General features: G+C 65.0%; 20 protein-coding genes. 6 read left to right on the top strand and 14 right to left on the bottom strand.

The genetic code is table 11. The features are described from left to right. Nucleotides 1-4: 4 nt before the first annotated feature. From FNL14_RS06210 to FNL14_RS06170, 9 genes are all read right to left on the bottom strand, one after another. Complete coding sequence (locus tag FNL14_RS06210) at nt 5-1,009, bottom strand: hypothetical protein (protein ID WP_142058616.1); 1,005 nt, start codon at nt 1,007-1,009, stop codon at nt 5-7. A gap of 59 nt (nt 1,010-1,068) precedes the next feature. Beyond that, entirely contained in the window at nt 1,069-1,476 is a 408-nt protein-coding gene (locus FNL14_RS06205; RefSeq protein ID WP_091415510.1) for a chorismate mutase, read from the bottom strand. A gap of 89 nt (nt 1,477-1,565) precedes the next feature. Continuing rightward, on the bottom strand, nt 1,566-3,281 hold the full coding sequence (locus FNL14_RS06200; RefSeq protein ID WP_142058548.1) for an ABC transporter ATP-binding protein: 1,716 nt from the start codon (nt 3,279-3,281) through the stop codon (nt 1,566-1,568). Then, nucleotides 3,278-4,279, bottom strand: a complete 1,002-nt coding sequence (locus FNL14_RS06195) for an ABC transporter permease (RefSeq protein WP_091415504.1) — start codon at nt 4,277-4,279, stop codon at nt 3,278-3,280. The genes FNL14_RS06200 and FNL14_RS06195 overlap by 4 nt, the downstream gene beginning before the upstream one ends. Continuing rightward, on the bottom strand, nt 4,279-5,361 hold the full coding sequence (locus FNL14_RS06190; RefSeq protein ID WP_091415501.1) for an ABC transporter permease: 1,083 nt from the start codon (nt 5,359-5,361) through the stop codon (nt 4,279-4,281). Before FNL14_RS06190 ends, FNL14_RS06195 begins: the two co-directional genes overlap by 1 nt. Nucleotides 5,362-5,458: 97 nt before the next feature. Further along, a complete protein-coding gene (locus tag FNL14_RS06185; protein WP_142058546.1) occupies nt 5,459-7,096 on the bottom strand; it encodes an ABC transporter substrate-binding protein in 1,638 nt (545 codons plus the stop codon). A gap of 236 nt (nt 7,097-7,332) precedes the next feature. Beyond that, on the bottom strand, nt 7,333-8,463 hold the full coding sequence (gene mnmA, locus FNL14_RS06180; RefSeq protein ID WP_142058544.1) for a tRNA 2-thiouridine(34) synthase MnmA: 1,131 nt from the start codon (nt 8,461-8,463) through the stop codon (nt 7,333-7,335). A 138-nt stretch (nt 8,464-8,601) separates the two neighbouring features. Beyond that, nucleotides 8,602-9,831, bottom strand: coding sequence for a cysteine desulfurase family protein (locus tag FNL14_RS06175; protein WP_142058542.1), 1,230 nt, complete (start codon nt 9,829-9,831; stop codon nt 8,602-8,604). A 9-nt stretch (nt 9,832-9,840) separates the two neighbouring features. Further along, on the bottom strand, nt 9,841-10,527 hold the full coding sequence (locus FNL14_RS06170; protein ID WP_142058540.1) for a metalloregulator ArsR/SmtB family transcription factor: 687 nt from the start codon (nt 10,525-10,527) through the stop codon (nt 9,841-9,843). 130 nt (nt 10,528-10,657) lie between these two features. Here FNL14_RS06170 and FNL14_RS06165 point away from each other — a divergent pair, with 130 nt between their 5' ends. Then, complete coding sequence (locus tag FNL14_RS06165) at nt 10,658-11,038, top strand: hypothetical protein (protein ID WP_091416019.1); 381 nt, start codon at nt 10,658-10,660, stop codon at nt 11,036-11,038. Here FNL14_RS06165 and FNL14_RS06160 read toward each other — a convergent pair. Next, nucleotides 11,035-11,745, bottom strand: coding sequence for a hypothetical protein (locus tag FNL14_RS06160; RefSeq protein ID WP_370455801.1), 711 nt, complete (start codon nt 11,743-11,745; stop codon nt 11,035-11,037). The genes FNL14_RS06165 and FNL14_RS06160 overlap by 4 nt on opposite strands. Nucleotides 11,746-11,948: 203 nt before the next feature. On the opposite strand from FNL14_RS06160, the gene FNL14_RS06155 reads away from it, so the two are divergent. The 4 genes from FNL14_RS06155 (at nt 11,949) to FNL14_RS06140 (ending at nt 15,143) form a co-directional block, all read left to right on the top strand. Continuing rightward, nucleotides 11,949-12,887: a J domain-containing protein gene (locus tag FNL14_RS06155; RefSeq protein ID WP_142058538.1), complete on the top strand. Its 939-nt coding sequence runs from the start codon at nt 11,949-11,951 to the stop codon at nt 12,885-12,887. A 67-nt stretch (nt 12,888-12,954) separates the two neighbouring features. Next, nucleotides 12,955-13,422: a tRNA (cytidine(34)-2'-O)-methyltransferase gene (locus FNL14_RS06150; protein WP_091416013.1), complete on the top strand. Its 468-nt coding sequence runs from the start codon at nt 12,955-12,957 to the stop codon at nt 13,420-13,422. Between the two features lie 268 nt (nt 13,423-13,690). Then, nucleotides 13,691-14,281, top strand: coding sequence for an ECF RNA polymerase sigma factor SigK (gene sigK / locus FNL14_RS06145; RefSeq protein WP_091415486.1), 591 nt, complete (start codon nt 13,691-13,693; stop codon nt 14,279-14,281). 10 nt (nt 14,282-14,291) lie between these two features. After that, nucleotides 14,292-15,143, top strand: a complete 852-nt coding sequence (locus FNL14_RS06140; protein WP_142058612.1) for an anti-sigma factor — start codon at nt 14,292-14,294, stop codon at nt 15,141-15,143. 81 nt (nt 15,144-15,224) lie between these two features. Here the strand turns inward: FNL14_RS06140 and FNL14_RS06135 are convergent, their stop codons facing one another. The 4 genes from FNL14_RS06135 to FNL14_RS06120 all read right to left on the bottom strand — a co-directional run bounded on the left by FNL14_RS06135 (nt 15,225) and on the right by FNL14_RS06120 (nt 19,708). Continuing rightward, nucleotides 15,225-16,004 (bottom strand): PIG-L deacetylase family protein, encoded by a 780-nt coding sequence (locus FNL14_RS06135; protein WP_091415484.1) that lies wholly within the window; start codon nt 16,002-16,004, stop codon nt 15,225-15,227. A gap of 3 nt (nt 16,005-16,007) precedes the next feature. Next, nucleotides 16,008-16,961 (bottom strand): electron transfer flavoprotein subunit alpha/FixB family protein, encoded by a 954-nt coding sequence (locus tag FNL14_RS06130; protein ID WP_142058536.1) that lies wholly within the window; start codon nt 16,959-16,961, stop codon nt 16,008-16,010. Nucleotides 16,962-16,975: 14 nt separating this feature from the next. Beyond that, nucleotides 16,976-17,776 (bottom strand): electron transfer flavoprotein subunit beta/FixA family protein, encoded by an 801-nt coding sequence (locus FNL14_RS06125; RefSeq protein WP_142058610.1) that lies wholly within the window; start codon nt 17,774-17,776, stop codon nt 16,976-16,978. 270 nt (nt 17,777-18,046) lie between these two features. After that, nucleotides 18,047-19,708, bottom strand: a complete 1,662-nt coding sequence (locus FNL14_RS06120) for a trypsin-like peptidase domain-containing protein (RefSeq protein WP_142058534.1) — start codon at nt 19,706-19,708, stop codon at nt 18,047-18,049. Between the two features lie 286 nt (nt 19,709-19,994). Here FNL14_RS06120 and FNL14_RS06115 point away from each other — a divergent pair. After that, nucleotides 19,995-21,935: TPM domain-containing protein (locus FNL14_RS06115; RefSeq protein WP_142058532.1), on the top strand; the 1,941-nt coding region annotated here is incomplete at its 3' end.

The raw sequence follows: 21,935 nt of genomic DNA, 5'->3' as shown, positions 1-21,935 counted from the left end.
CGCCCTAGCCCTGCGCCAGCTGGTTCAGACCGTCCGCCACCTGGGTCAGCCGGCCGAGGACCGATGTCGCGTCGGCCGGACTCCGGCTGGCAAGTCCGGACGAGGGTGTGACGCGGAGGGTGCTGATCCCCGCAGGGGACAGACCGAGCTGCCGCCACGGGCGCCACACTGCATCAACACAGTCAGCCACCCGGGGCAGCGACTTCCCCGAGACGTCCAATGCCCCGATCCACAAACGCTTGCCTGCTTCTGCCGCTCCGGCCAGCTGCTCCCACTGGCGCGACGTCAGTGCCCTTAGCGGAACGGCGATGCCGTCTGCTCCGGCGGCCAGGATCTGTTCGAACGGGGCCTCGACCTCGGGCACGGATATCACCACCTCCGCGGCGCCGGCATCCCGCAACGCGTCCAGCACCACGCGCCATGATTCCCGGGCCTCGGAGGACGGAACCGCCCGCAATGTGCGGTAGCCGCTGGAGGTGGGGATGGTGCCGGCCAGTACCGCCGCAATATCCGGCTCATCGATCTGGACCACCATCCGGGCACCGGGAACAGCCGCCGCCACGCGGGAGAGGTATTGTCCAACGCCGGCCGCAAGTGAGGCGGCAAGATCACGCCGGGCACCATAGTCGATGAGGGCGCGCTCGCCGTTATGCAGGTGAAGTCCGGCCGCCAGGCTGAGCGGCCCTACCACCTGCACTTTGATCTCGGCAGCCGCCTTGTCCTCAGCACCGGCCACATCGGCGAGGACGTTGATATCGGTAGCGAGGGCAGAAGCAGCGCGGCGGAAGTCCTTGCCGGGCCGGTCCACGAGGCGCCAACCGTAGGGCTGGACGTCGACAGCGAGTTCTTCCAGCAGGGTGGCCGTCCGCCCCAGGGCATCTGAACCGACACCCCGGTCCGGGAGTTCGGCCAGGAATGGAAGGTGCGGGCTGCCCAGTTCACCGCGGATGATCCTGGCTGCTTCCACCGGGTCCTCGCCCGGCCAGGGGCCCAGCCCGGTGGCCGTCACCTCCTGCGGCGGTGCCGCATCCGAGCCGGTTAACGTGCCGGATTCGTGCCGTTGCCCTGTCACGCGAGCGCTGATGCCTGCGGGTGCTGTCCGGAGGCGGCCTCGTGGTCTTCGGCGATCGCCTCGTGATGCCGGATGACCTCACCGATGATGAAGTTCAGGAACTTTTCCGCAAACGCGGGGTCCAGGTGCGCGTCTTCGGCCAGCCGGCGCAGCCTGGCGATCTGCGCCGCCTCGCGGCCGGGATCACCGGCGGGCAGCCGGTGGGCAGCCTTCAGGAAACCCACCTTCTGGGTTGCCTTGAAGCGCTCGGCCAGCAGGTAGACCAGCGTGGCGTCGATATTGTCGATGCTGGAACGGATGGACAGCAGTTCAGCCATCACCGACTTGTCCACCTGGCCGGCCAATGAGCTGGCTGAGGGATCGTAGTCGTCGGAGTCAGGAGCGTGAGGGTTGTGCTGCGTCATGGTTCAAGTCTATGGGCAGCCGAAGCAATCAACCGGGTGGCGCCGGTGCCGGCATTGCGCCGGCACCGGCACTTTCAGCTGATGAGGTCTCAGATGCCGAGCAGCGCCCTGTTTTCTTCGCGCCGCCTCGCCTGTTCCTGGGGGTCGGGAACCGGCAGGGATGCGATGAGCCGCCGCGTGTAGTCGTGCTGCGGGTTCCCCATCACCTGGCTGCCGATGCCCTGTTCCACCAGCCTGCCCTTATACAGCACGCCCACCCACTGGGACAGGATGTCCACTACCGCCAGGTCGTGGCTGATGAACAGGCAGGCAAAGCCGAACTCCTGCTGGATGTCCCGGAACAGCTCCAGAACCTTCGCCTGCACCGAAACGTCCAGGGCCGACGTCGGCTCATCAGCGATGAGCAGCCGCGGGTTGAGGCTCAGCGCCCGCGCCAGTGACGCCCGCTGGCGCTGGCCGCCCGAGAGTTCGTGCGGATACCGTCCCGCGTACGACGCCGGCAACTGGACTGATTCCAGCAGCTCGCCAACGCGTTTGCGCGCCTGCGCCGGGCTTGGCCTGGTGTGGATGACCATCGGTTCTGCGATGCACTCGCCGATAGTCAGTTGCGGGTTGAACGATGCGGCGGGGTCCTGGAACACGAAGCCGATGTCCTTGCGGAGCGGTTTGAAGGTCCGCTCCCGGAGGTTGAGCATTTCGTATCCGAGAACTTTCAGGCTGCCGCCCGTGGTCCGGTTCAGCCCGGCAATGGCCCGGCCGATGGTGGTTTTTCCGGAGCCGGATTCCCCCACCAGCCCGAAAACCTCGCCCCGGGACAGGGTGAAGCTGACACCATCCACGGCCTTGAATGCCGGTGTTCCCAACCGGCCCGGATACTCGATGGTCAGGTCGGTGGCTTCCACGAGGATTTCCTCATCCTGGTGGGCCCGGGTGGCCAGTCCCTCCGACGCCGAATTGTGCCCCAGGTGCGGCACCGCGGCCAGGAGCTTCCGGGTGTAATCCTCCCGGGGTTTGGCAAACAGGGTGCGGGCCGGAGCTTCCTCAACCACGTCACCCTGGTACATGACCACCACACGGTCGGCGAGGTCCGCCACCACTCCCATGTTGTGCGTGATCAGCACGATGGATGTACCGTACTTGTCGCGCAGGTCCCGCAGGAGCTCCAGGATCTCGGCCTGGACCGTGACATCCAGGGCAGTGGTGGGTTCATCAGCCACGATCAGGCCAGGGTTCAATGCCAGTGCCGCAGCTATGACCACCCGCTGCTTCTGCCCGCCGGAGAACTGGTGGGGGTAGTAGTTGACGCGGTGTTCGGGATCGGGGATACCTACCTTGCGCAGGGCGTCGATGGCGCGGGCCTTCGCGTCCTTGGCCGAAACCCGCTTTCCGCCGCCGCTGCCCGCATGGGCCCTGATGCCTTCGGCGATCTGCCAGCCCACGGTGAACACCGGATTCAGCGCGGTGGACGGCTCCTGGAAAACCATGGCAACGTCGCGGCCGCGGATCTGGCGCAGGCGCGCCGCGCTGACGCTGATCACGTTGGCCCCGTTGATGAGCACCGTGCCGGAGCTGGTGGCGGTCTCGGGGAGCAGGCCCAGGATCGTTTTGGCGGTGACCGTTTTGCCGGAGCCCGACTCTCCCACGATCGCCAGCACTTCGCCCTTCCTGACTTCGAGGCTGACGTCCTTGACTGCCTGGACATCGCCGGCATCGGTGGCGAAGGTAACTTTAAGGTGGTCGATGTCGAGAACGGGATGGCCGGCGCCGGCCTGATGGTCCGGGGACGGATTGATGTTGATGGTCATGAACTCCTCACTTCTGCCGCGAGGGCGGCATTCGCTCCGGTCACCGAGGAGGTGCCGCTGGCGCGTTTACGGCCCCGAAGCCGCGGATCGTTCAGGTCGTTGATGCTCTCACCCACCAGGGTCAGTCCCACCACTGTCAGCACGATGGCCAGGCCGGGGAATACGCCCGTCCACCAGATACCTGAAGATGCATCAGCAAGTGCCTTGTTGAGGTCGAATCCCCATTCGGCAGCGGAGCTCGGCTCGATGCCGAAGCCCAGGAAGCCCAGGCCGGCCAGGGTGAGGATAGCCTCGGAGGCGTTGAGGGTGAAGATCAGGGGCAGGGTCCTGGTGGCATTGGCCAAAATGTGCCGGCCGATGATCCTTGCACTGGATGCACCCACCACCTGGGCCGATTCAACGAACGGTTCAGCCTTGAGCCGGATGGTTTCGGCACGGATCACCCGGAAATACTGCGGGACGAACACTGCCGTGATCGCTAGCCCGCAGGCGAGGATTCCGCCCCAGAATCCGGACTGGCCCTTGTTGATCGCAATGGACATAACGATCGCCACAAGGAGGGTGGGGAAAGCGTAGATGGCGTCGGCGATGACCACCAGGACACGGTCCAGCCAGCCGCCAACGTAGCCGCTGACGAGTCCAAGAAACACTCCCAGGAAAATGGACATCAACACGGCAGCGACAAGTACTGCTGCTGCCGTCTGCGATCCCCAGATAACGCGGGACAGGACGTCGTAGCCGCCCACAGTTGTTCCCAGGAGATGCTTGCCGCCGGGTGCGGCCTGGGCCGGGAAAGAGCCGGCATCATCGGAAATCTGCGAAAATCCGAAGGGCGCCAGCAGCGGCGCAAAAACGGCCGTCAGCACAAAAGCGGCACAAAGCACAACGCCGATGAGCAGCATCGTGCGCTGCAGGCCAACGCTTTGGCGGATGTGGGATGCAACGGGAATGCGGTCAAGTATCGGTTTCTTGGGATGGGGCAAGCCGTCGATGCTCATCAGTACCTCACCCGCGGATCGATCAGGGCGGCGGCAATGTCCACCACAAAATTGGTGACCGCCACAATGACAGCCAGGAGCATAACGATGCCCTGGACGGCGACGAAATCACGCGCCGTAAGGTACTGCGCCAGCTGGTATCCGAGGCCCTTCCACTCAAAAGTTGTCTCCGTCAGCACTGCGCCGCCGAGCATCAGGGCGATCTGCAGACCCATGACCGTGATGATGGGGATCAGGGCCGGCTTGTAGGCGTGCTTCGTCACCAGCCGGTATTCGCTGACCCCACGGGAACGGCCGGCCTCAACATAATCCTTTCCGAGGGTGCCGATCACGTTAGTGCGGACCAGGCGGAGGAAGACGCCGGCTGTCAGCAGGCCCAGGGCGACGGCGGGCAGGACGGCGTGATGGACGATGTCGCCAAAAGCTGCCAGATCGCTGCTGCGCAGGGCGTCCAGCCAGTAGATGCCGGTGGGTGCTCCGAGCCTTCCCATCGCCAGCTCGGTTGTGGTGGAGGCACGGCCGGCGACCGGAAACCAGCCCAGGCCGACCGAAAAAACCAGTTTCAGAAGCAGGCCTGCAAAGAAGACCGGGGTGGCATAACAAAGGATGGCGAACAAGCGCAGGAAGGCGTCCGGGACCTTGTCGCGTTTGTGGGCGGCGAACATTCCAAGGGGAATCCCCACGAGCAAAGCCACCAGCAGGGCGTTGATGCTCAGTTCCAGCGTGGCGGCGCCGAAGGTGGTGAGCATCTCAATGACTGGCCGTCCATCTGAAATGGTCCGGCCGAAGTTGCCTGTGGCGATGTTGCCGAGGTACTCGATGTACTGGATGAAAAGGTTCCGGTCGTAACCGGCCTGGTGAATCAGCGCGTCAATCTGCTCCTGGGGCAGGCGTCCGCCTTGGGCTGCGGTGATGGGATCGCCGGTGATCCGCATCAAAAAGAAGACCAGGGTGACGAGGATGAAGATCGTCGGGAAGATGAGCAGGAAGCGGATCAGGATGTATCTCCCGAGGCCACCTCCCGCGGATTTGGATTTGGGCGGCGCAACCGTTGGCGGCGGCGCATCGATCATTGTGGCCATGCTGTCCCTGCTTGGTATAAAAAACGACGGGTGGGTGGGCCAACAGTTAGGAGGCAGGACCGCCAGGGCCCCGCCTCCTAAGCTGGCATACCGGGAATTACTTGGAAACTTGTCCCAGCCGGAATTTGAACGATGCATCCAGGGTGGAATCCACACCCTTGACACTCTTCCCGGAGACAGCCACCTGCGCGCCTTGCAGCAACGGCAGGGTGGAGATGTCCTTGGCCAGCTGGTTCTGGATGTCCTTGATGGTCTTCTCACGCTCGGCTTTGTCCGGGGTGACAAGCTGCTTTGCAATCAGCGCTTCGACGTCAGTGTTGGAGTAGTGGTTGTTGATGTATCCGCCCTTCGGGAAGAACGGTGTCAGGTAGTTGTCCGCGTCGCTGAAGTCCGGGAACCAGCCGAGCTGGTACACCGGATAGCTGTCCTTCTTCGACGCCGCGTTGTACGTGACCCACTCGGTGGACTGCAGGTCCACCGTGAACAGACCGCTCTTTTCCAGCTGGTCTTTAACCATGGCGTACTCGTCACCGGAGGACTTGCCGTAGTGGTCCGGGTTGTACTGCAGCTTGATGTTCACTGGACCGCTGATACCGGCGTCGGACATAACCTTCTTGGCCTTGTCCAGGCTTGGTTTGCCGGAACCATCGCCGTAGGCCTCCTTGAAGGATTCGTTGGCGCCGAGGAAGCCGGACGGAACGTTGGACCACATGGGAAGGTAGGTGCCCTTGTAGACCTGGTCAGAAATGGCCTGGCGGTCAACAAGGTTGGCTACCGCTTGGCGGACAGCAAGCGCCTTCTTCGGATCTGCTTCCGGAGTCTTCGCGCCAAACGGCATGGTGTCGAAGTTGAAAACGATGTACCGCATCTCGCCGCCGGGTCCAACATTGACCGTGACGTTGGAGTCCTTCTTGAGGTCGTCGATGTCCGTGGCGCTCAGGCTGCGGTTGGCCACGTCAATCTGCCCGCCCTTGACTTCCAGCTTCATGTTGGTCTGGTCGGTGTAGTACTTGATGGTGGCCCCGCCGTTTGCCGGCTTGCCCAGGACGCCTTTGTAGTCGGGCCAGGCCGTCAGGCTGATCAGCGTGTTTTTGTTGTAGGAATCGATGACGTACTGGCCGTAGAACGGCTTCGCCTTGACGATTTCCTCGTCGCTGAGGACTTTGTCTGCCGGGAAGACCTCATCGTCGACGATGGGGGCCGCCGGGCTTTGGAGGATCTGCGCGAAGGTTTGGTCGTTGGCCTGCTTGAGCGTGAAGACCACTGTGGTGGCATCGGGGGTGGCAATGGACTCGATGTTGGTCAGCAGGGTTGCAGGGCCGTTGGGATCGGCGATCTTAGTTTGACGGTCAAACGAGAACTTCACGTCCTTGGAGTCCAGCACGTGCCCATTGGCCCATTTAAGATCGCTCTTCATCTTGACCGTGAACTCGGTGGGTTTGGTGAACGATGCCGATTCAGCGAGGTCCGGGGCGGGTTCCGCCCCGCCGGGCTTGGAGTTCATCAGGAAGGAGTAGATCTGGTTCATCACCATAAATGAGCCGTTGTCGTACGAGCCCGCGGGGTCAAGAGCGGTCACCTTGTCAGTGGTGCCGTACGCGATAGTGCTTCCTGCATTCCCGGATGCCGTGCTGCCTCCGCCACCGCCCGACGGGCCCGTGCAGGCAGTCAGTGCGAGCGCGGATATGCCTGCCAGCGCGATAGCGCCGTGCAGTGCTTTGTTGCTCTTGGTCATCTGTGAACTTTCTGTTCGATGAGTACGTGCCCGCCGGCCGTTGCTGGATATCTGTGGACAGGCGGGAGCACGCTGTGCTGATGCCTAGATTCAATCAGAGAGTGAACCCTCACGGCGGACCATTTAGTGAGTTGAGACACAAAATTTACCTGATCGCTGAGGGACTCCCCTGCACCGCCGGCAGCACAAACAAAACCGCCCCGGCAGGACCGGGGCGGTGACGGAGATTCGGCAGGTTAGAGCGCGGCGCGCTGCAGGGAACGGGCGGCGTCGATGGTTGCCTGGCCCAGCACTCTGCTGCCCTGGTAGAGGACAACAGTCTGCCCGGGCGCAACGCCGCGCAGCGGGTTGGTCAAGGTGACCACCAGCTGGCCTGCGCCGTCGGATTCGCCGCGTTCCATCCGGGCAGTGGCAGGAACGGGGTCGCCGTGTGCACGGACCTGCGCGTAGCAATCGAACTCCTCGCCGGTAGCCACTTCGGCGATGGGCAGGCCCGCCCAGGACACCTTGATGCCGCGGATTTCATCAATCGCGAGCAGGGCTTCTGGCCCTACCACCACTTTGTTTTCCTTGGGCCGGATTTCCAGGACAAAACGCGGCTTACCGTCAGCGGCCGGCGTGCCGAGCTTCAGCCCGCGCCGCTGCCCCACTGTGAACGCGTTGGCGCCGGGATGCTCGCCCACTTTCGCTCCGGTCTCATCCACGATGTCGCCGGTGGCCATATCAATTTTCTCGGCGAGCCAGCCGGCGGTGTCGCCGTCGGGGATGAAGCAGATGTCGTGGCTGTCGGGCTTGTTGGCCACGGAGAGGCCGCGCCGCTCAGCTTCTGCCCGCACTTCGGCTTTGGAGGGCGTGTCGGCCAGCGGGAACATGGAGTGCTTGAGCTGCTCGTGGGTCAGGACGCCCAGGACGTAGCTTTGGTCCTTCGCCCAGTCAGCGGCCCGGTGGAGTTCGCGGTTGCCGTCTGCGTCCTCGATGACCTTGGCATAGTGCCCCGTGCAGACGGCGTCGAAGCCCAGCGCAATGGCCTTTTCCAGCAGTGCGGCAAACTTGATCCGCTCATTGCAGCGCATGCAGGGGTTGGGTGTCCGGCCGGCGGCATATTCGTCGATGAAGTCCTGGACGACGTCTTCCTTGAAGCGCTCGGAGAAGTCCCACACGTAGTAGGGAATGCCCAGGACGTCGCAGGCGCGCCACGCATCGCGGGAGTCCTCGATGGTGCAACAGCCCCGGCTTCCGGTGCGGAGGGTGCCGGGCATGCGGGACAGCGCCAGGTGGACGCCGACGACGTCGTGACCCGCCTCGACGGCGCGGGCGGCGGCAACGGCGGAATCAACGCCGCCGCTCATGGCTGCAAGAACTCGCATGGTTGCTTTCTGTTGGTGGTTCCGGCTTGTGGCCGATGCTGGGTGCCGGTGCTGGCTGACGGTGCCTCATGGGAGACAGGAGCCTCCGTCGAAACGATCTTCGCCTATCTATTCTACGCACCTGCCGCAAAGGCAGTCTTAGCGGCCGCCCAAGCCCTGCCGCGCTACCGTACCGGCAGTCTGGATGGAGGACTCGTGGCCGGCCATGCCGGCCTGCCGGGCGCGGGCGTAAGCATCCGGAAGGGCAGCGAGCAAAGCGTCGACGTCCGCATCCTTGGAGGAGTGCCCCAGGGTGAAGCGCTGGGCTCCGCGCGCAGTTTCCTCGTCCAGGCCCATGGCGAGCAGCACATGCGAAGGCCGCGGAACACCAGCGGTACACGCTGATCCAGTGGATGATTCGACACCGGCCAGATCCAGCAGGAACAGCAGGGAGTCCCCCTCGCAGCCGGGGAAGGTGAAGTGCGCGTTGCCGGGAAGCCGGCCGTTCCCTGGCGCCCCGCGCAGGACGGCTTCGGGCACCCGGTCCCGGACGCCGTCGATCAACCGGTCGCGGAGGGCGGCGATCCGGGCAGACTCAGTGCCCAGGTGGACTGCGGCATTCTCTGCCGCCGCAGCGAACGCCGCAATCGAGGCGGTATCCAGGGTGCCCGAGCGGACGTCGCGCTCCTGCCCGCCACCGTGCTGGACCGGAGTAAGTTTTACCGACCTGCCCAACAGCAGGGCACCCACTCCCACGGGCCCGCCGATCTTGTGTCCGGAAATTGACATGGCGTCAAGACCGGACGCTTTGAAGTCCACCGGCAGCGAACCGAAGGCCTGCACGGCGTCGGAGTGGACCGGGACACCAGCTGCGTGCGCGAGTTCCACAACGCGGTGGATGGGCTGGATGGTCCCCACCTCATTATTGGCCCACATCACGGTGACCAGAGCGATGGAGTCCGGATCGCGGGCAAGTTCCGCTTCCAGGACCGCGAGGTCCACCGCCCCGTCGCTGTCCACGGGCAGCCAGGTGACATCGGCCCCTTCGTGGCGTTCCAGCCACTCCACAGTGTCCATCACTGCATGATGCTCGACGGCGGAGCACAGGATGCGCCGCCGCTCCGGCTTTTCGCCCGCGCGGGCCCAGTACAGTCCCTTGACCGCGAGGTTGTCGGACTCAGTGCCGCCGGAGGTAAAGATCACTTCCGAAGGATGCGCCCCTGCCGCTGCGGCGAGTGCCTCGCGGGCGTCTTCCACCGCCCGCCGGGCGCGCCGGCCCGAACCATGCAGGGATGACGGGTTGCCGGTGCGGGCGAGTTCACGCGTCAGGGCAGCCAGTGCCTCGGGAGAAAGCGGGGTGGTGGCGGCATGGTCAAGGTAAACGGGCACCCTGTAATTCTAGCCGTCATGCCCCGGCGGTTCAGGGGCGGGCGTGATCCTGGCGCAGCAGTGGCCGGGCAGATCGGAGGGCACCACCCTGCCGCCGGATTCTTCCAGGCAGGCCGCCGCGCCCTGCAGGAACGCCCCGTTCATGGCGCACACCACCCCCGGATGTTTGTCCGAGAGTCGGTGGAAAGGGCAGTTGGGCAGGACGAAGCCGCCGTCGCCGTCCGGTTGGGGCCGGTAGCCCGCCTGGACCAGGAATTCCTGGAGGGTCGCGGATGCCTCCGCCATCGCGTTGCCCCTGCGGTACGACTCCGCAGGCAGGGTCTGTTCGATGGGCTCCCCCGCGGTGGTGGATTTTTCAATGGCCGCGGCCATCAGTTCCCCCGCGAGATCGTAGTTCCGGTCCGGCACGGAGGCCCCGATTTCGCCGGCCACAGGACGGTACATCTTCGCCGGACGGCCCGAGCCGGGGCCCGTTTTCCCGGCCGGCTTGTGGAACTCGACCGCCAGCAGGCCGTCCTGCACCAGGCGGTCCAGGTGGAAGGACACCGTACTGCGGGGAATTCCTGTCCGCTGCGCGACGTCGTCGCGGCCCAGTGCGCCGGGGGACGACGCCACGAGTTCAAAAAGCTGGCGCCGCTTTTCATCACCGAGGGAAGCGAGCGCAGCCATGCGGTTCGCCCAGGGAAGTCTGGCCATTGCTCCACCAATCCAAAGTCAAGATGTATTGATTATAGACCCGCACCGTTTCTAAAATAGGAGAACCTACTTTTAGAAGGAGTCAGTTGTGAAAACCACATCAGCATTGCGTGCCAACACCAGCACCACGATGGATCCCGCCCGGCAGGCCTTCCTGTTGCTGAGGACTGTTTTTACGGTTGCGCCCATCATTTTCGGGCTCGATAAGTTCACGAACATCCTTGCCGACTGGACCGTCTATCTTGCGCCGCAGGCCACGGCGCTGGTGCCCTTGCCTGCCCAGACCATCATGTACGTGGTGGGAGTCGTGGAGATCCTCGCGGGCATTGCGGTTGCCGTCCGGCCCAGGTTCGGCTCGCTCCTGGTGGCTGCGTGGCTGGCCGGAATCATCGTCAACCTGCTGTTGCTCGGAAGCTTCTTCGATGTGGCACTGCGGGACTTTGGATTGCTCGTTGCCGCCCTCGCGCTGAACCGGCTCTCCCAGCGGGCTGCCCTGCAGTCCGGGATTTAGGCCGGCGGAGGCAGGACCGGCAGGAACCGGACGGCGTCTGCCCTGGCCGCGGCCAGGGCAGACGCATCCGGGCAGGCAATAGAAAGGTAGACCGACGATCCGGATGTGCCGAAGAGCCTGGCCAGGACCGCTGTGGCTTTGCCGCCTTGCGGCGCCGCCTCTTCCAGGGCCAGCACTTCAAGCGTGTGGCCAGGGTTGGACTCATCACCACCCCACCGCAGCGTGGCGGGTTTCAGGTACCCGGGCAGGATGGTGGGATCAAGATAGTGAAAGAGTGCGACCGTCGATTCCCGGTCATCACCGCGTGCCAGCACCGCCTGGTTGGTCCGGACTTTGGCAGCAACAAGGCACCCGTCGGACTTGAGGTACTGGCTTTCGCCCGCCACCCTGTCCTTCACCATCTTCCAGCCAGGGGCGTCCTTCAGCCCGTCCGACATGCCCACGGGTACTCCCGGTGCAAGGATGCCGCCGGACGCGAAAGGCAAATCCTGCGCGGCCACCGCCTCAGCGTCGTGGCCCGGCGTGATGGTGGGGGTGGCAAGTACTGAGGCAGTTTCAACTGGCCGCGGGGCCGAGGGATCCGGAATGCCAACGCTGCAGCCGGCCGTCGTGATGCAGGCGAGGACTGCTGCCGCCAGCGTCAACCGTCCCGGCCCGGGCATCCCGGCCGGTGCCGCCGTCGTCGGCTTTTCCATGTCTGCCCCCACTGTGTTTCCTGACCTGCAGCTGCTGCCTGCATTCCTTGCCTGCTGCCGCGGCAGCCATCCTTGTCGAGTCTAAACTCCGCCGGATCCCGCCGGTGCCGGGAACCCGAAGCCCAGGCACGGACGTTGACAGATCAGGGGCCGATAAGCTGGCCCCACAGGGCTGCCCGCCGCGGACCGGCCGTATCAACACGAAGGATGAGTGCTTGACCGAGAGCAGCTCCCACTACCAGGTGCTTCGCGTGGCAGTTACCGCCACCGAAAAGGAAATTAAGGTTGCGTACCGCCGTGCCGCCCGCAAGGCCCACCCCGACCACGGCGGGGATCCTGCCGCTTTCCGCCGGGTCACCAGCGCCTACGAAACGTTGATCGACCCACAGCGCAGGAAAGCGTACGACCGCTCCTACGCAGCAGGTACCGCCAACAAAGCCGACGCCCAACCCCACTTTGATGCACCGGCGGCGGGCAGCAGGGCCTCGGCCACCGTGCACAAGGCCGGCGGCGCCCGGAACACCGCGGGTGATCCGCCGGTTTACGTCCCGCCCTACGGCCCGGGAGTGGAGGACGTGCCCCTGGTTCCGTTGGCACAGGCCAGCCAGCAGGTCCATGGCATGCCTCGGAAGCGCGGGATTTTTGGGGCCGAAGCGCGGATCCAGCGGGAGATGCGTACGGTCCAGCTCCTGACCCGGCAGGTACTGCCGGCCATTCCGGCGGCGCGCCTGATCAACGGGCTCCAGTCCCCGGCCGACAACAGCCACATCGACCACGCAGTGCTGTCCGGATACCGCCTGGCGCTCATCGGCTCCATGCTGCTGCCCAAGGGCGCCTACGCCTGGGACGGCAGGACCCTGAACCACGGCGGCCGTTCGATTGCCCCTCCGCAGCTGGCGCACGTAGTCCGGGCCATGCAGGACATCTTCCCCGAGCTGAACGTCACGGGCTGGACGGTGGTGCTGAGCCCGGGCGGCAACCTGCATGAACCGGTGATCGACAACCACCGCCGGTCTCCGGGCGAACTCGAGCCGGTCCGGATCGTCAACGCTGCCGGGATGGTCCGGGGCGTCAAGGAGTTCCTGGCGACAGGACCGGCTCCCAACACTGTCAATGTCCCGATACTGGCCCGGCTGCTGCGGGGCATGCACTGAGCCGCATGCACTGAGCGGCATTGCACTGACCGGCATTGCACTGACCGGTGGTGACTAGGATGGGATGGTGTTCCGCATCCTCTTCCATGAACCCGAAATCCCCGGCAATACCGGCAACGCCATCAGGCTGGCGGCCATTACGGGCGCTGAACTGCACCTGGTGGAACCCCTGGGGTTCGACTTCTCGGACGCGAAGCTCCGCCGCGCCGGCCTGGATTACCATGACCTCGCCGTCGTCACCGTGCACCGCAACATCGAGGACGCCTGGCAGCATCTGCAGCCCGAGCGTGTCTACGCCTTCACCTCCGACGGGGCAGCCAGTTACACGGACATCGCCTACCAGCCCGGTGACGTCCTGATGTTCGGACGGGAATCGGTGGGCCTGCCGCCGGAAATGAAGACGGATCCGCACGTGACCGCCACCGTACGGCTGCCCATGCTGCCGGCACTGCGCTCGCTTAACCTGGCCAATGCGGCCTCCATCGCCGTCTACGAGGCCTGGCGGCAACAGGGTTTCGCCGGCGCCCGCATCTAAGGCCCGCCCGTTATGGCCCGCCCGTGAGCGGTGCAATCCGCCGGCAACCGCCCGGGGCCTCGAAACCCGCGCGGCCCTCAAGCTGACGAAGCAATTTCCCGCCCTGCCCCATCCGCACGCGGCCGTGCACCGAATCCCTCCTGAGAACAGTCCATTAGCGATCAAGGAGCGGCAGGTGACACTTCTCCGGGCAGGTTCCAGAACCAGCCGGGGCATCCCCGGCACCATTGACCAGGATTCACCACCTGGAGACTTATGCTTGGTAGTGATGGATACTCCCGATGCTCCCGCGGTCACGGACACGCCGGCCGAGCTCAGCCAACGGCTCACAGTCCTGCTGGGACAGATCTCCCAGGGTGACCGCGCTGCCTTTGCGGAGTTCTACCGGCTGACCTCGCGCCGGGTTTACGGTATGGCGCGCAGGGTCCTGATTGATGCCGAGCTCAGCGAGGACACCACCCAGGAGGTCTTCCTCCAGGTCTGGCAAAACGCGGGCAGATTCGATCCCGCCGCAGGCAGCCCGCTCTCCTGGCTCATGACGATTTCCCACCGGCGTGCCGTGGACAGGGTCAGATCCGCGCAGTCCGCCACTGACCGGGAGGCCCGTTACGGTGCCAGCAGCCAGGACATAGACCACGACACCGTGTCGGACGAAGTGGGCAGCAGACTCGAAGCCGAAGCCGTGGTGCGGTGCCTGGGAACGTTGACCGAAACGCAACAGGAATCTGTCCGCCTTGCCTACTACGGCGGCCTGACCTACCGGGAAGTCGCCGAGCGGCTGAACGCTGCAGTTCCCACCATAAAGTCCCGCATCCGCGACGGACTGATCCGCTTGAAGACCTGTTTGGGGGTGAGTTGAAATGACAGAAATGAACCATGGACCAGCTGGCCGTTCAGGCGGCTTCGGCGATACCGTCGCAGCTGACCTCGCCTCGGGCCGCGTCATTGACCTGGCCGAGCTGTATGCCCTCGATGCCGTAACGGACGATGAACGCCGCGCGATCGAGGAGTACATTTCAGCCGCTCCTGCTGCCGAACGGACGTCATTCTTCGAACGGGTCCGCCAGTCCCGGGAAACCCTCACCCGCACGTTCAAGGCGGAGGAAGAGCCGCCCGCAGATCTCTTCGACCGGATCGTCGCCCAACTTCCGGCCCAGCTGCCCGCGCAGTTGCCGGCTCCGGGGCCGTCCCCGGCGCCAGAGCAGGAGGGCAACGGCCCTGAAGGTCCCGCCGATGAGCTCGCCAAAGCCCGGCAACGCCGGGAGGAACGGCGGCGTCCGGCCGGAACCCGCCGCTGGCTGGCGGGCATTGCGGCCGCGGCGGCCATTGCCCTGGGCGGCGTCGGCGTCGGGTCCTATATCGCGGACCAGAACGACCCCCTGAACCAGGTGGTCCGGGCTGATGACGTCCGCGAAGCCTCTGTACCCGTGGCCGCGGGTGGAACCGCAACGGTTCTGGTCTCGTCTTCCAAAGACGCCTTGGTGGTCAAGATGAATGGTGTTCCTGCCCCGCCCGAAGGCAAGGTCTACCAGATGTGGCTGATTCCAAAGGACGGGTCGGCGCCGGTGTCCCAGGGCCTGATGGATGAGGCCGCCTTATCCAAGCCCGCGGTAGTGGAGGGCATCGCCTCAGCCGCGGCGCTCGGAATCACGGTTGAGCCCGTCGGTGGATCCAAGTCCCCCACGCTGCCCACGGTGGCTGCAGCTCCGCTCGGCGCGTAGCAGCCTCGCCCACGCTGAGCATGGGAACGCCCCGTGATCATCCTGAAGGATGGTCACGGGGCGTTTTTTATGCCGTCCGGCTCAGAAACCCGCGATGGTTCCCGGCCCATTGACGGCTACTACATGGAACGCTTCGGCGCTGTGTCCTGCCGCCAGCCCGGCGCGTTCGGCATTGACGTGCATGCCCTGGCGGACCGCGGCTTCCATGGCCTCCACGTCGGGATGCTGGCTGACGTGGACGTGGATGGCCTGCAGTTTGGCCTCCACATGCTCAGTCACGTCAACAAAATGGTTTTCCCGCTCTTCAGGGCCTGCATACAGCCATAGCCACGGAAGCTTGTAAGCCGCCAGCCCGGCTTCTGCCAGTTCCGGGTAGGCGAAAGGATTTTCCACCGCAGGGTAGACGGCCCGCGTGACAGCCTCCCCCACTGCGAGATGGTCCGGATGGCTCTTCTGGATCCGCCGCCAGTTCCGTTCCGGATGCATGGCCAGTACGACGTCGGGACGCAGTTCGCGGATGAGCTTCACCACCCCGCGCATCACCTCATGCGAGGGCTCGAGGTAGCCGTCGCGTTGATGGAGATAGTGGATGTCCGAGACCCCGACCAGTTCGGCAGCACGGCGCTGTTCGGCGTCGCGCATGGCGATGATGTTGGCCCGGTGGGCGGGATCGAAGCCGCCGGCATCGCCGTCGGTCATGATGCAGTAGCTGACCTGGACACCGGCCGCCGTCCAGGCGGCAATGGTTCCTGCAGCGCCGAAGTCGATGTCGTCAGGGTGGGCCGCAAAACAGAGCACCCGCCCAATCCGGTGCGTGGCCGGGTTGAACGGGCTCTGTGCCTGGCTGGCTGATGCAGTCAATAATCAGCCTTTGCGCTTCTTGATCTCGGCCGTGGCCTGCGGCAGGACGTCGAAGAGGTCCCCGACGATGCCGAAGTCCGCAATCTCGAAGACCGGCGATTCGGCATCCTTGTTGACCGCCACGATGACCTTTGCGGTCTGCATGCCGGCCTTTTGCTGGATGGCGCCGGAAATGCCGGCAGAGATGTAGAGCTGCGGGGACACGGTCTTGCCCGTCTGGCCCACCTGGGCATCGTGGCTGATCCAGCCTGCGTCGGTAGCCGCACGTGATGCTCCCACCGCCGCTCCGAGGGCGTCGGCAAGCTCCTCCACAGGTCCGAAGTCGCCGTCCACGCCGCGGCCGCCGGCTACCACGATGCGGGCGTCGGTAAGGTCCGGGCGGCCGCTGGCCACCTTCTGCTCGCGGGCCGTGATCCGTGCCGCCGCCGCAGTGCTGCCGGCGGGAACCTCCACCGTGACGGTTTCGGGTGTGCCGGCTGCGGCAGCCGGCTCGGGCACCACGTTGTTGGCTTTGACCGTCAGCACCGAGACGGGGGTGCTGGCCTTGCAGGCTGTGTTGTAGGAACCGGCGAGTACGGACTTGTGTGCCGTGCCGTCCGCTTCCACGGCCACAACGTCGGTGATGACGCCGGCGTTGAGGCGGATACCGAGCCGGGCAGCGATTTCCTTGCCCTCCGGTGAGTTGTCGAGCAGGACGATGGCCGCCCCGGTGTTCTCTGCTGCAGCGGCGAGGTAGGCAGCCTTGGGCGCCACCAGGTAGTCGTCCAGGTCCTGTGCCGAGGGGCGCAGGATGGTGCTGACGCCGTACTCGGCGAAAGTGGAGGAGACGTCGCTGTGCAGTTCGCCGTTGAGGGCCACCACGCTCTCACCGAGGGTGCGGGCCAGGGTCAGCAGCTCGAGGCTGCTCTTCTTCAGCGCGGCGCCGGGGTTGTCAATAAAAACGAGTACTTTTGCCATGTCGGTGATCCCTCTTAGAGCAGCTTCTGGGCGGCCAGGAAGTCAACCAGCTGGATGCCGGCGTCGCCTTCGTCGGTGATGATGGTGCCGGCGCTGCGCGGCGGCCGCTCTTCAGCGTTGGCCACGGTGGTCCAGGAACCGGAGTGTCCCACCTGGGCAGCATCCACCCCGATGTCCGCAAGGGACAAGGTGGTGATGCTCTTGCGCTTGGCGGCAATGATGCCCTTGAAGTTGGGGTACCGGGGCTCGTTGATCTGGTCGGTCACAGACACCACTGCCGGAAGGGTGGCTTCCACCGTTTCGGAGGTGGTGTCCGCATCCCGGCGTGCCACAAGCCGTCCGCCCTCCACGTCCAGGGAGGACGCGAACGTGACCTGGGGAAGGCCAAGGCGCTCGGCCAGCTGCGCTGGCACCAGGGAGGTTTCGCCGTCGGTGGAGGCCATGCCGGTGATGATGAGGTCCACGGGGCCGTCCTGGCCGAGCCGCTGGACGGCAGCCGCCAGAGCAAGGGAAGTGGCCGCGGCGTCCGAGCCCGCCAGTGCGTCGTCCGTCAGGTGTACGCCTTCGGTGGCACCCATCTGGAGGGATTTCTTCACGGCGTTGACGGCACCGGCAGGCCCCATGCTCAGGGCGATGACCTGGTTGCCTGCCTTGCTGCCGCCCCGCGCCTCGGCCAGCTGCAGTGCAGCCTCCAGCGCGTACTCGTCCAGCTCGGACAGGATGCTTTCGTCACGGTCCGTCGTGTAGCGCTCCCCGTTGAGGTGACGGTCGAACTGGGCGTCCGGTACATGCTTGACCAGGACGATGATCTTCAATGTCTTCTCCACTGTATCGACAGCAGCCTTCCATGCTTGTGGACAGCCAGCCGGGTAAGGTCATGGCCGCGGGATGCCCGGCGTACGGGTAGCTCCTAGCTAACCATATCGACGTTGGGCGCCGCCCTCTTCCATTACGCCAGTGTCAGCACTTTTACGACGACGGCGGGAATGTTCGACGGCGGTGTCCCCACCTGGGGTGGGAATCACCGCCGTCGAACATTCCTAAAGGTGCCGCCGCACCGTATGGCCGGTGCCGGGGTGCCGCTGCTAGCTTGCGGTGCCGAGGGCGACGTCGAGGGTTTGTTCTGAGCCGTTGCGCAGCACAGTGATCTTTACGCTGGAACCCGCGGGCTGTTCCCGGACCGCGGCGGTCAGCTGCTCGGGCTCGCCGATGGCGAGGTCGTTGAATTTGGTGATGACGTCGCCCACCTTGATCCCTGCCTTGCCGGCAGCCGAGCTTGCTTCCACTGTGGCGACCTCTGCTCCCACCGAGAACTCGGAGGCGGCGCTGGAGGCGGCCTTCTTCTTGACGCTGACACCGAGCTGGCCATGCGAGGCCTTGCCCGTGTCGATGATTTCCTTGGCCACCCGCTTGGCGTGGTTGATGGGGATGCTGAAGCCCACACCGATGTTGCCGCTGGACGAGGACGAGGACCCTGATCCGGCAGAGGCAATCGCCACGTTGACCCCGATGATCTCACCGCTGCTGTTCACCAGGGCGCCGCCGGAGTTGCCGGGGTTGATGGCGGCATCGGTCTGGATGACGTTGATGGAAATCTCGCCTTGCCCGGTGGTCTGCTGGCTCTGTCCGCCACCCGGTGGGGCGAACTGGAATCCGCCTCCGTCATTACCCTCTGCGTTGTCGCCCTCTTTCGGGGCCGCCGCGGAGGCCACGCTGATGGTCCTGTTCAGCGTGGAGACGATGCCATCCGTGACGGTGCCGGTGAGGCCGAGGGGGGAGCCGATGGCAATCGCGGTATCGCCTACGTTGAGCTTGCCGGAGTCACCCAGAGTGGCCGGTGTGAGGCCGGACGTGTTGTCCACTTTGATGACTGCGAGGTCGGACAACGGGTCCGTGCCCACGAGCTTGGCACTGAGCACCTTGCCCTCGCTGGTCCGGACTTCGAGGGACGCATTGGCTGTCTGGCCGTCCAGCGTGACCACGTGGGTGTTGGTCAGGATGTGCCCCTGGTCGTCCAGGACGATACCGGAACCCGTCCCGCCGGAGCCGCCGCTCGTGGCGCTGATGGTCACCACGCTGGGCGAGGCCTTGACGGCAGCTGCGGTGATTGCGTTGACGTTGTCCTTGTTGTTGACGATGACCGTGCCGGGCTGGCTGTTGCTGCTGGTGATGGCGGTGGAGCCGTCGTTATCAAACAGTCCCCCGGAGCCGACGGTGGCCACTCCCCCGCCCACCAGGCCGGCGGCGAGGATGCTGGCTACCAGGGTGCCGACGCCGAACGAGGCCTTTTTGCGTGGGGCGTCCTTAGGGTTCGGGGCCAGGCCAACAGGAGCGCCGGCCGCTGCGTGCTGGCTGTTCTGCTGGCCTTGGCCGTAGTAGCCGTAGTGGCCCTGGGCGGCGTGCGGTCCGCCATATCCCTGCGACTGGCCATGGCCCGGCTCGCCTCCCTGGCCGTCCGGAGCGCTTTGTCCATAGAACGGCTGGCGCTGCGGGTACGGCTGGCGCTGCGGGTACGCCGGGTGTGCTCCGGGCAGTTCCCGGGTGGGGTTCTCCGGGTCAAGCCGTTCAGTGTCCTGCTGACGTGGCTCCGCTGCTTCGTTGGCCGCCGCAGGGTTCGAGGCTCCCATGCCCTCACCGTCCTGATGATCCGGGTTGTTACCGGGCTGTGCGGACTGCTGCTGCCACGGATCCTGCCGGCCCGGACCGCGGTTCCCGGAAGGGTCACCGGGGGTTTGGTTCTCAGTCATGGGACTTCCTTTCATCCTCGTCTGAATTAACTATGGACTCCCTGCCTGTAACAAGTTCGGATGTTTGCTGAGAGCTTGCTGAATCCGTTCATGGACTGGATTTCGCTGGCCATGCATCGTTTCGCTGGTGGCATATTCACCTCAATGGACGGGCTGTGGGGTGCACCATAGAATCAAGATGATTGCCACAGCGACCTGCGGCTTTACACCATGCGTGGGGGCGCTGCTGCATTCTGAGACGACCGGTTCGTCCCGAATCGGTGTCAGGCGTGCTGAAGGGTTGCACATGCGGTCAAAGTTCAAACGTATTCTCGCCGTGATCGGCCTTACCGGGCTGCTGGCGGTACCCGCCGGTGCGGCCTGGGCGGAGGATCCGGTCACTTTGAATCCCTCAACCAAGGTTGTGGATTCAGCCGGGGTCCTGGGCGGAAAAACGGCTGAGGTGCAGGAAGCCATCAAGAAGCTGGGCACCGACCACGCCATGGTGCTTCACGTCGTCACCGTCAAGAAATTCGAAAACCCTGCCGACCGGGAGGCCTGGACAGACGAGGTGGCCAAAAAGGCAAACCTTGGTTCGAATGCCCTGATCCTCGCGGTGGCTACCGATACCCGGCAGTACATCCTGAACAAGGGCGGCAGCAAGATCACCAACGCCCAGGTCGAAAACATCAAGAGCAAGGCCATCGGGCCCCAGCTGGCAAACGACAACTATGCCCAGGCTGCCATTAACGCTGCCGGCGCCATCGGTGACGCTGCGGGAGGGGGAAGCGGCAACGTCCCTTCTGATGGAAATGCCGGCGCCGCTGTTTTGGTGGGGACCGGCGTAGTGGCGGCTGGTGGTGCAGGTGCCTACCTCTACTTCCGGAACCGGCGGAAGAAGGCTGCCGAAGCCCAGTCGTCGAGCGCAAGCTACGGTCCGCAGGGTGGCCAGGTGGACCCGCTGGCGTCTCTCAGCGTGGAGGAACTGCGCCGCAAGAGCGGTTCGCTGCTCATCGAGGCGGACGACGCCATCAAGTCCAGCGAGCAGGAACTGATGTTCGCCCAGGCACAGTACGGCGATTCCGCCGTCGGCAACTTCACCAAGGCGCTGGATGAAGCCAAAGCCCACATGACGGAGTCGTTCAAGCTGCAGCAGCAGCTGGACGATCATATTCCCGATACTGAAGAGCAGCAGCGCACCTGGCTGGGCGAAATCATCCGCCGCTCGGAGGCTGCGCTGGCATCCCTGCAGGAGCAGAAGGCCGACTTCGATTCCCTGCGTGAACTGGAGAAGAACGCACCGCAGGCCCTGGCACGAGTCAACGCCGGCGCGCGCGAAGCAGACGCCAAGATCTCCAGCGCGGAACAGTCCCTCACCGCCCTGCGGGCCAAGTATGCCGAGAGCGCGCTTGCGCAGGTCTCGGACAACATCCTGCAGGCCAAGGAGCGCCTTGCTTTCGTCCAGAACGCAACAGCGACTGCCGAGCAGAAACTGGGTGAGGGTGAAGGAAGCATGGCTGCAGTGGCCGTCCGGGCAGCCGAGGAGAGCCTCCACCAGACGAACGTGCTCCTGGACGCCATCTCCAAGGTTTCGTCGAGCCTTGACGAGGCCCGCAACGGCCTGGAGTCAGCGGTGGTGGACACCTCGCAGGACCTTGCCCAGGCACGTGCAATCATCCAGTCCGGCGCCCATCCGGAGCTGGCTGGCCCCGTCGCTGGCGTGGAAGCGACGCTGGCCCAGGTCAAATCAGACATCCAGGGCGGGAAGATCGATCCGATCGCTACCCTGCAAAGGGTGGAGACTGCCCATCAGTCCCTGGACCAGGCGTTAAGCGGAATCCGGGACCAGCAGGAGCAGGCACGCCGGGCGCAAGCCTCACTGCAGCAGACCATCATGTCTGCCCAGGCCCAAATCAGCGCCACCTCCGACTACATCACCGCCCGGCGCGGCGGCGTGGGAACCGAGGCCCGTACCCGCCTGGCGGAGTCGCAGCGGAACCTGGACTACTCGCTGTCCATTGCACGGACGGATCCCGTGACCGCCCTGACTTACGCGCAGCAGGCACACGCTCTCGCTGCCCAGGCAGCCCAGCTGGCCCAGGCTGACGTTGACCACTTCGACGGCTACGCCAACCAGGGCTACGGCCGCGGTGGGATGTTCGGCGGAGGTGGCGGCGGCGGACTCGGCGGGGCCATCCTTGGCGGCATCCTGATCAACTCCATCCTCAACGGCGGCGGTGGTGGCGGC

The organism is Pseudarthrobacter sp. B4EP4b, from assembly GCF_006680095.1.
In the GTDB taxonomy this organism is placed as follows: domain Bacteria; phylum Actinomycetota; class Actinomycetes; order Actinomycetales; family Micrococcaceae; genus Arthrobacter.
Note: the sequence above shows the minus strand (reverse complement) of the source record. Positions and strands in the feature narration are given on the sequence as shown.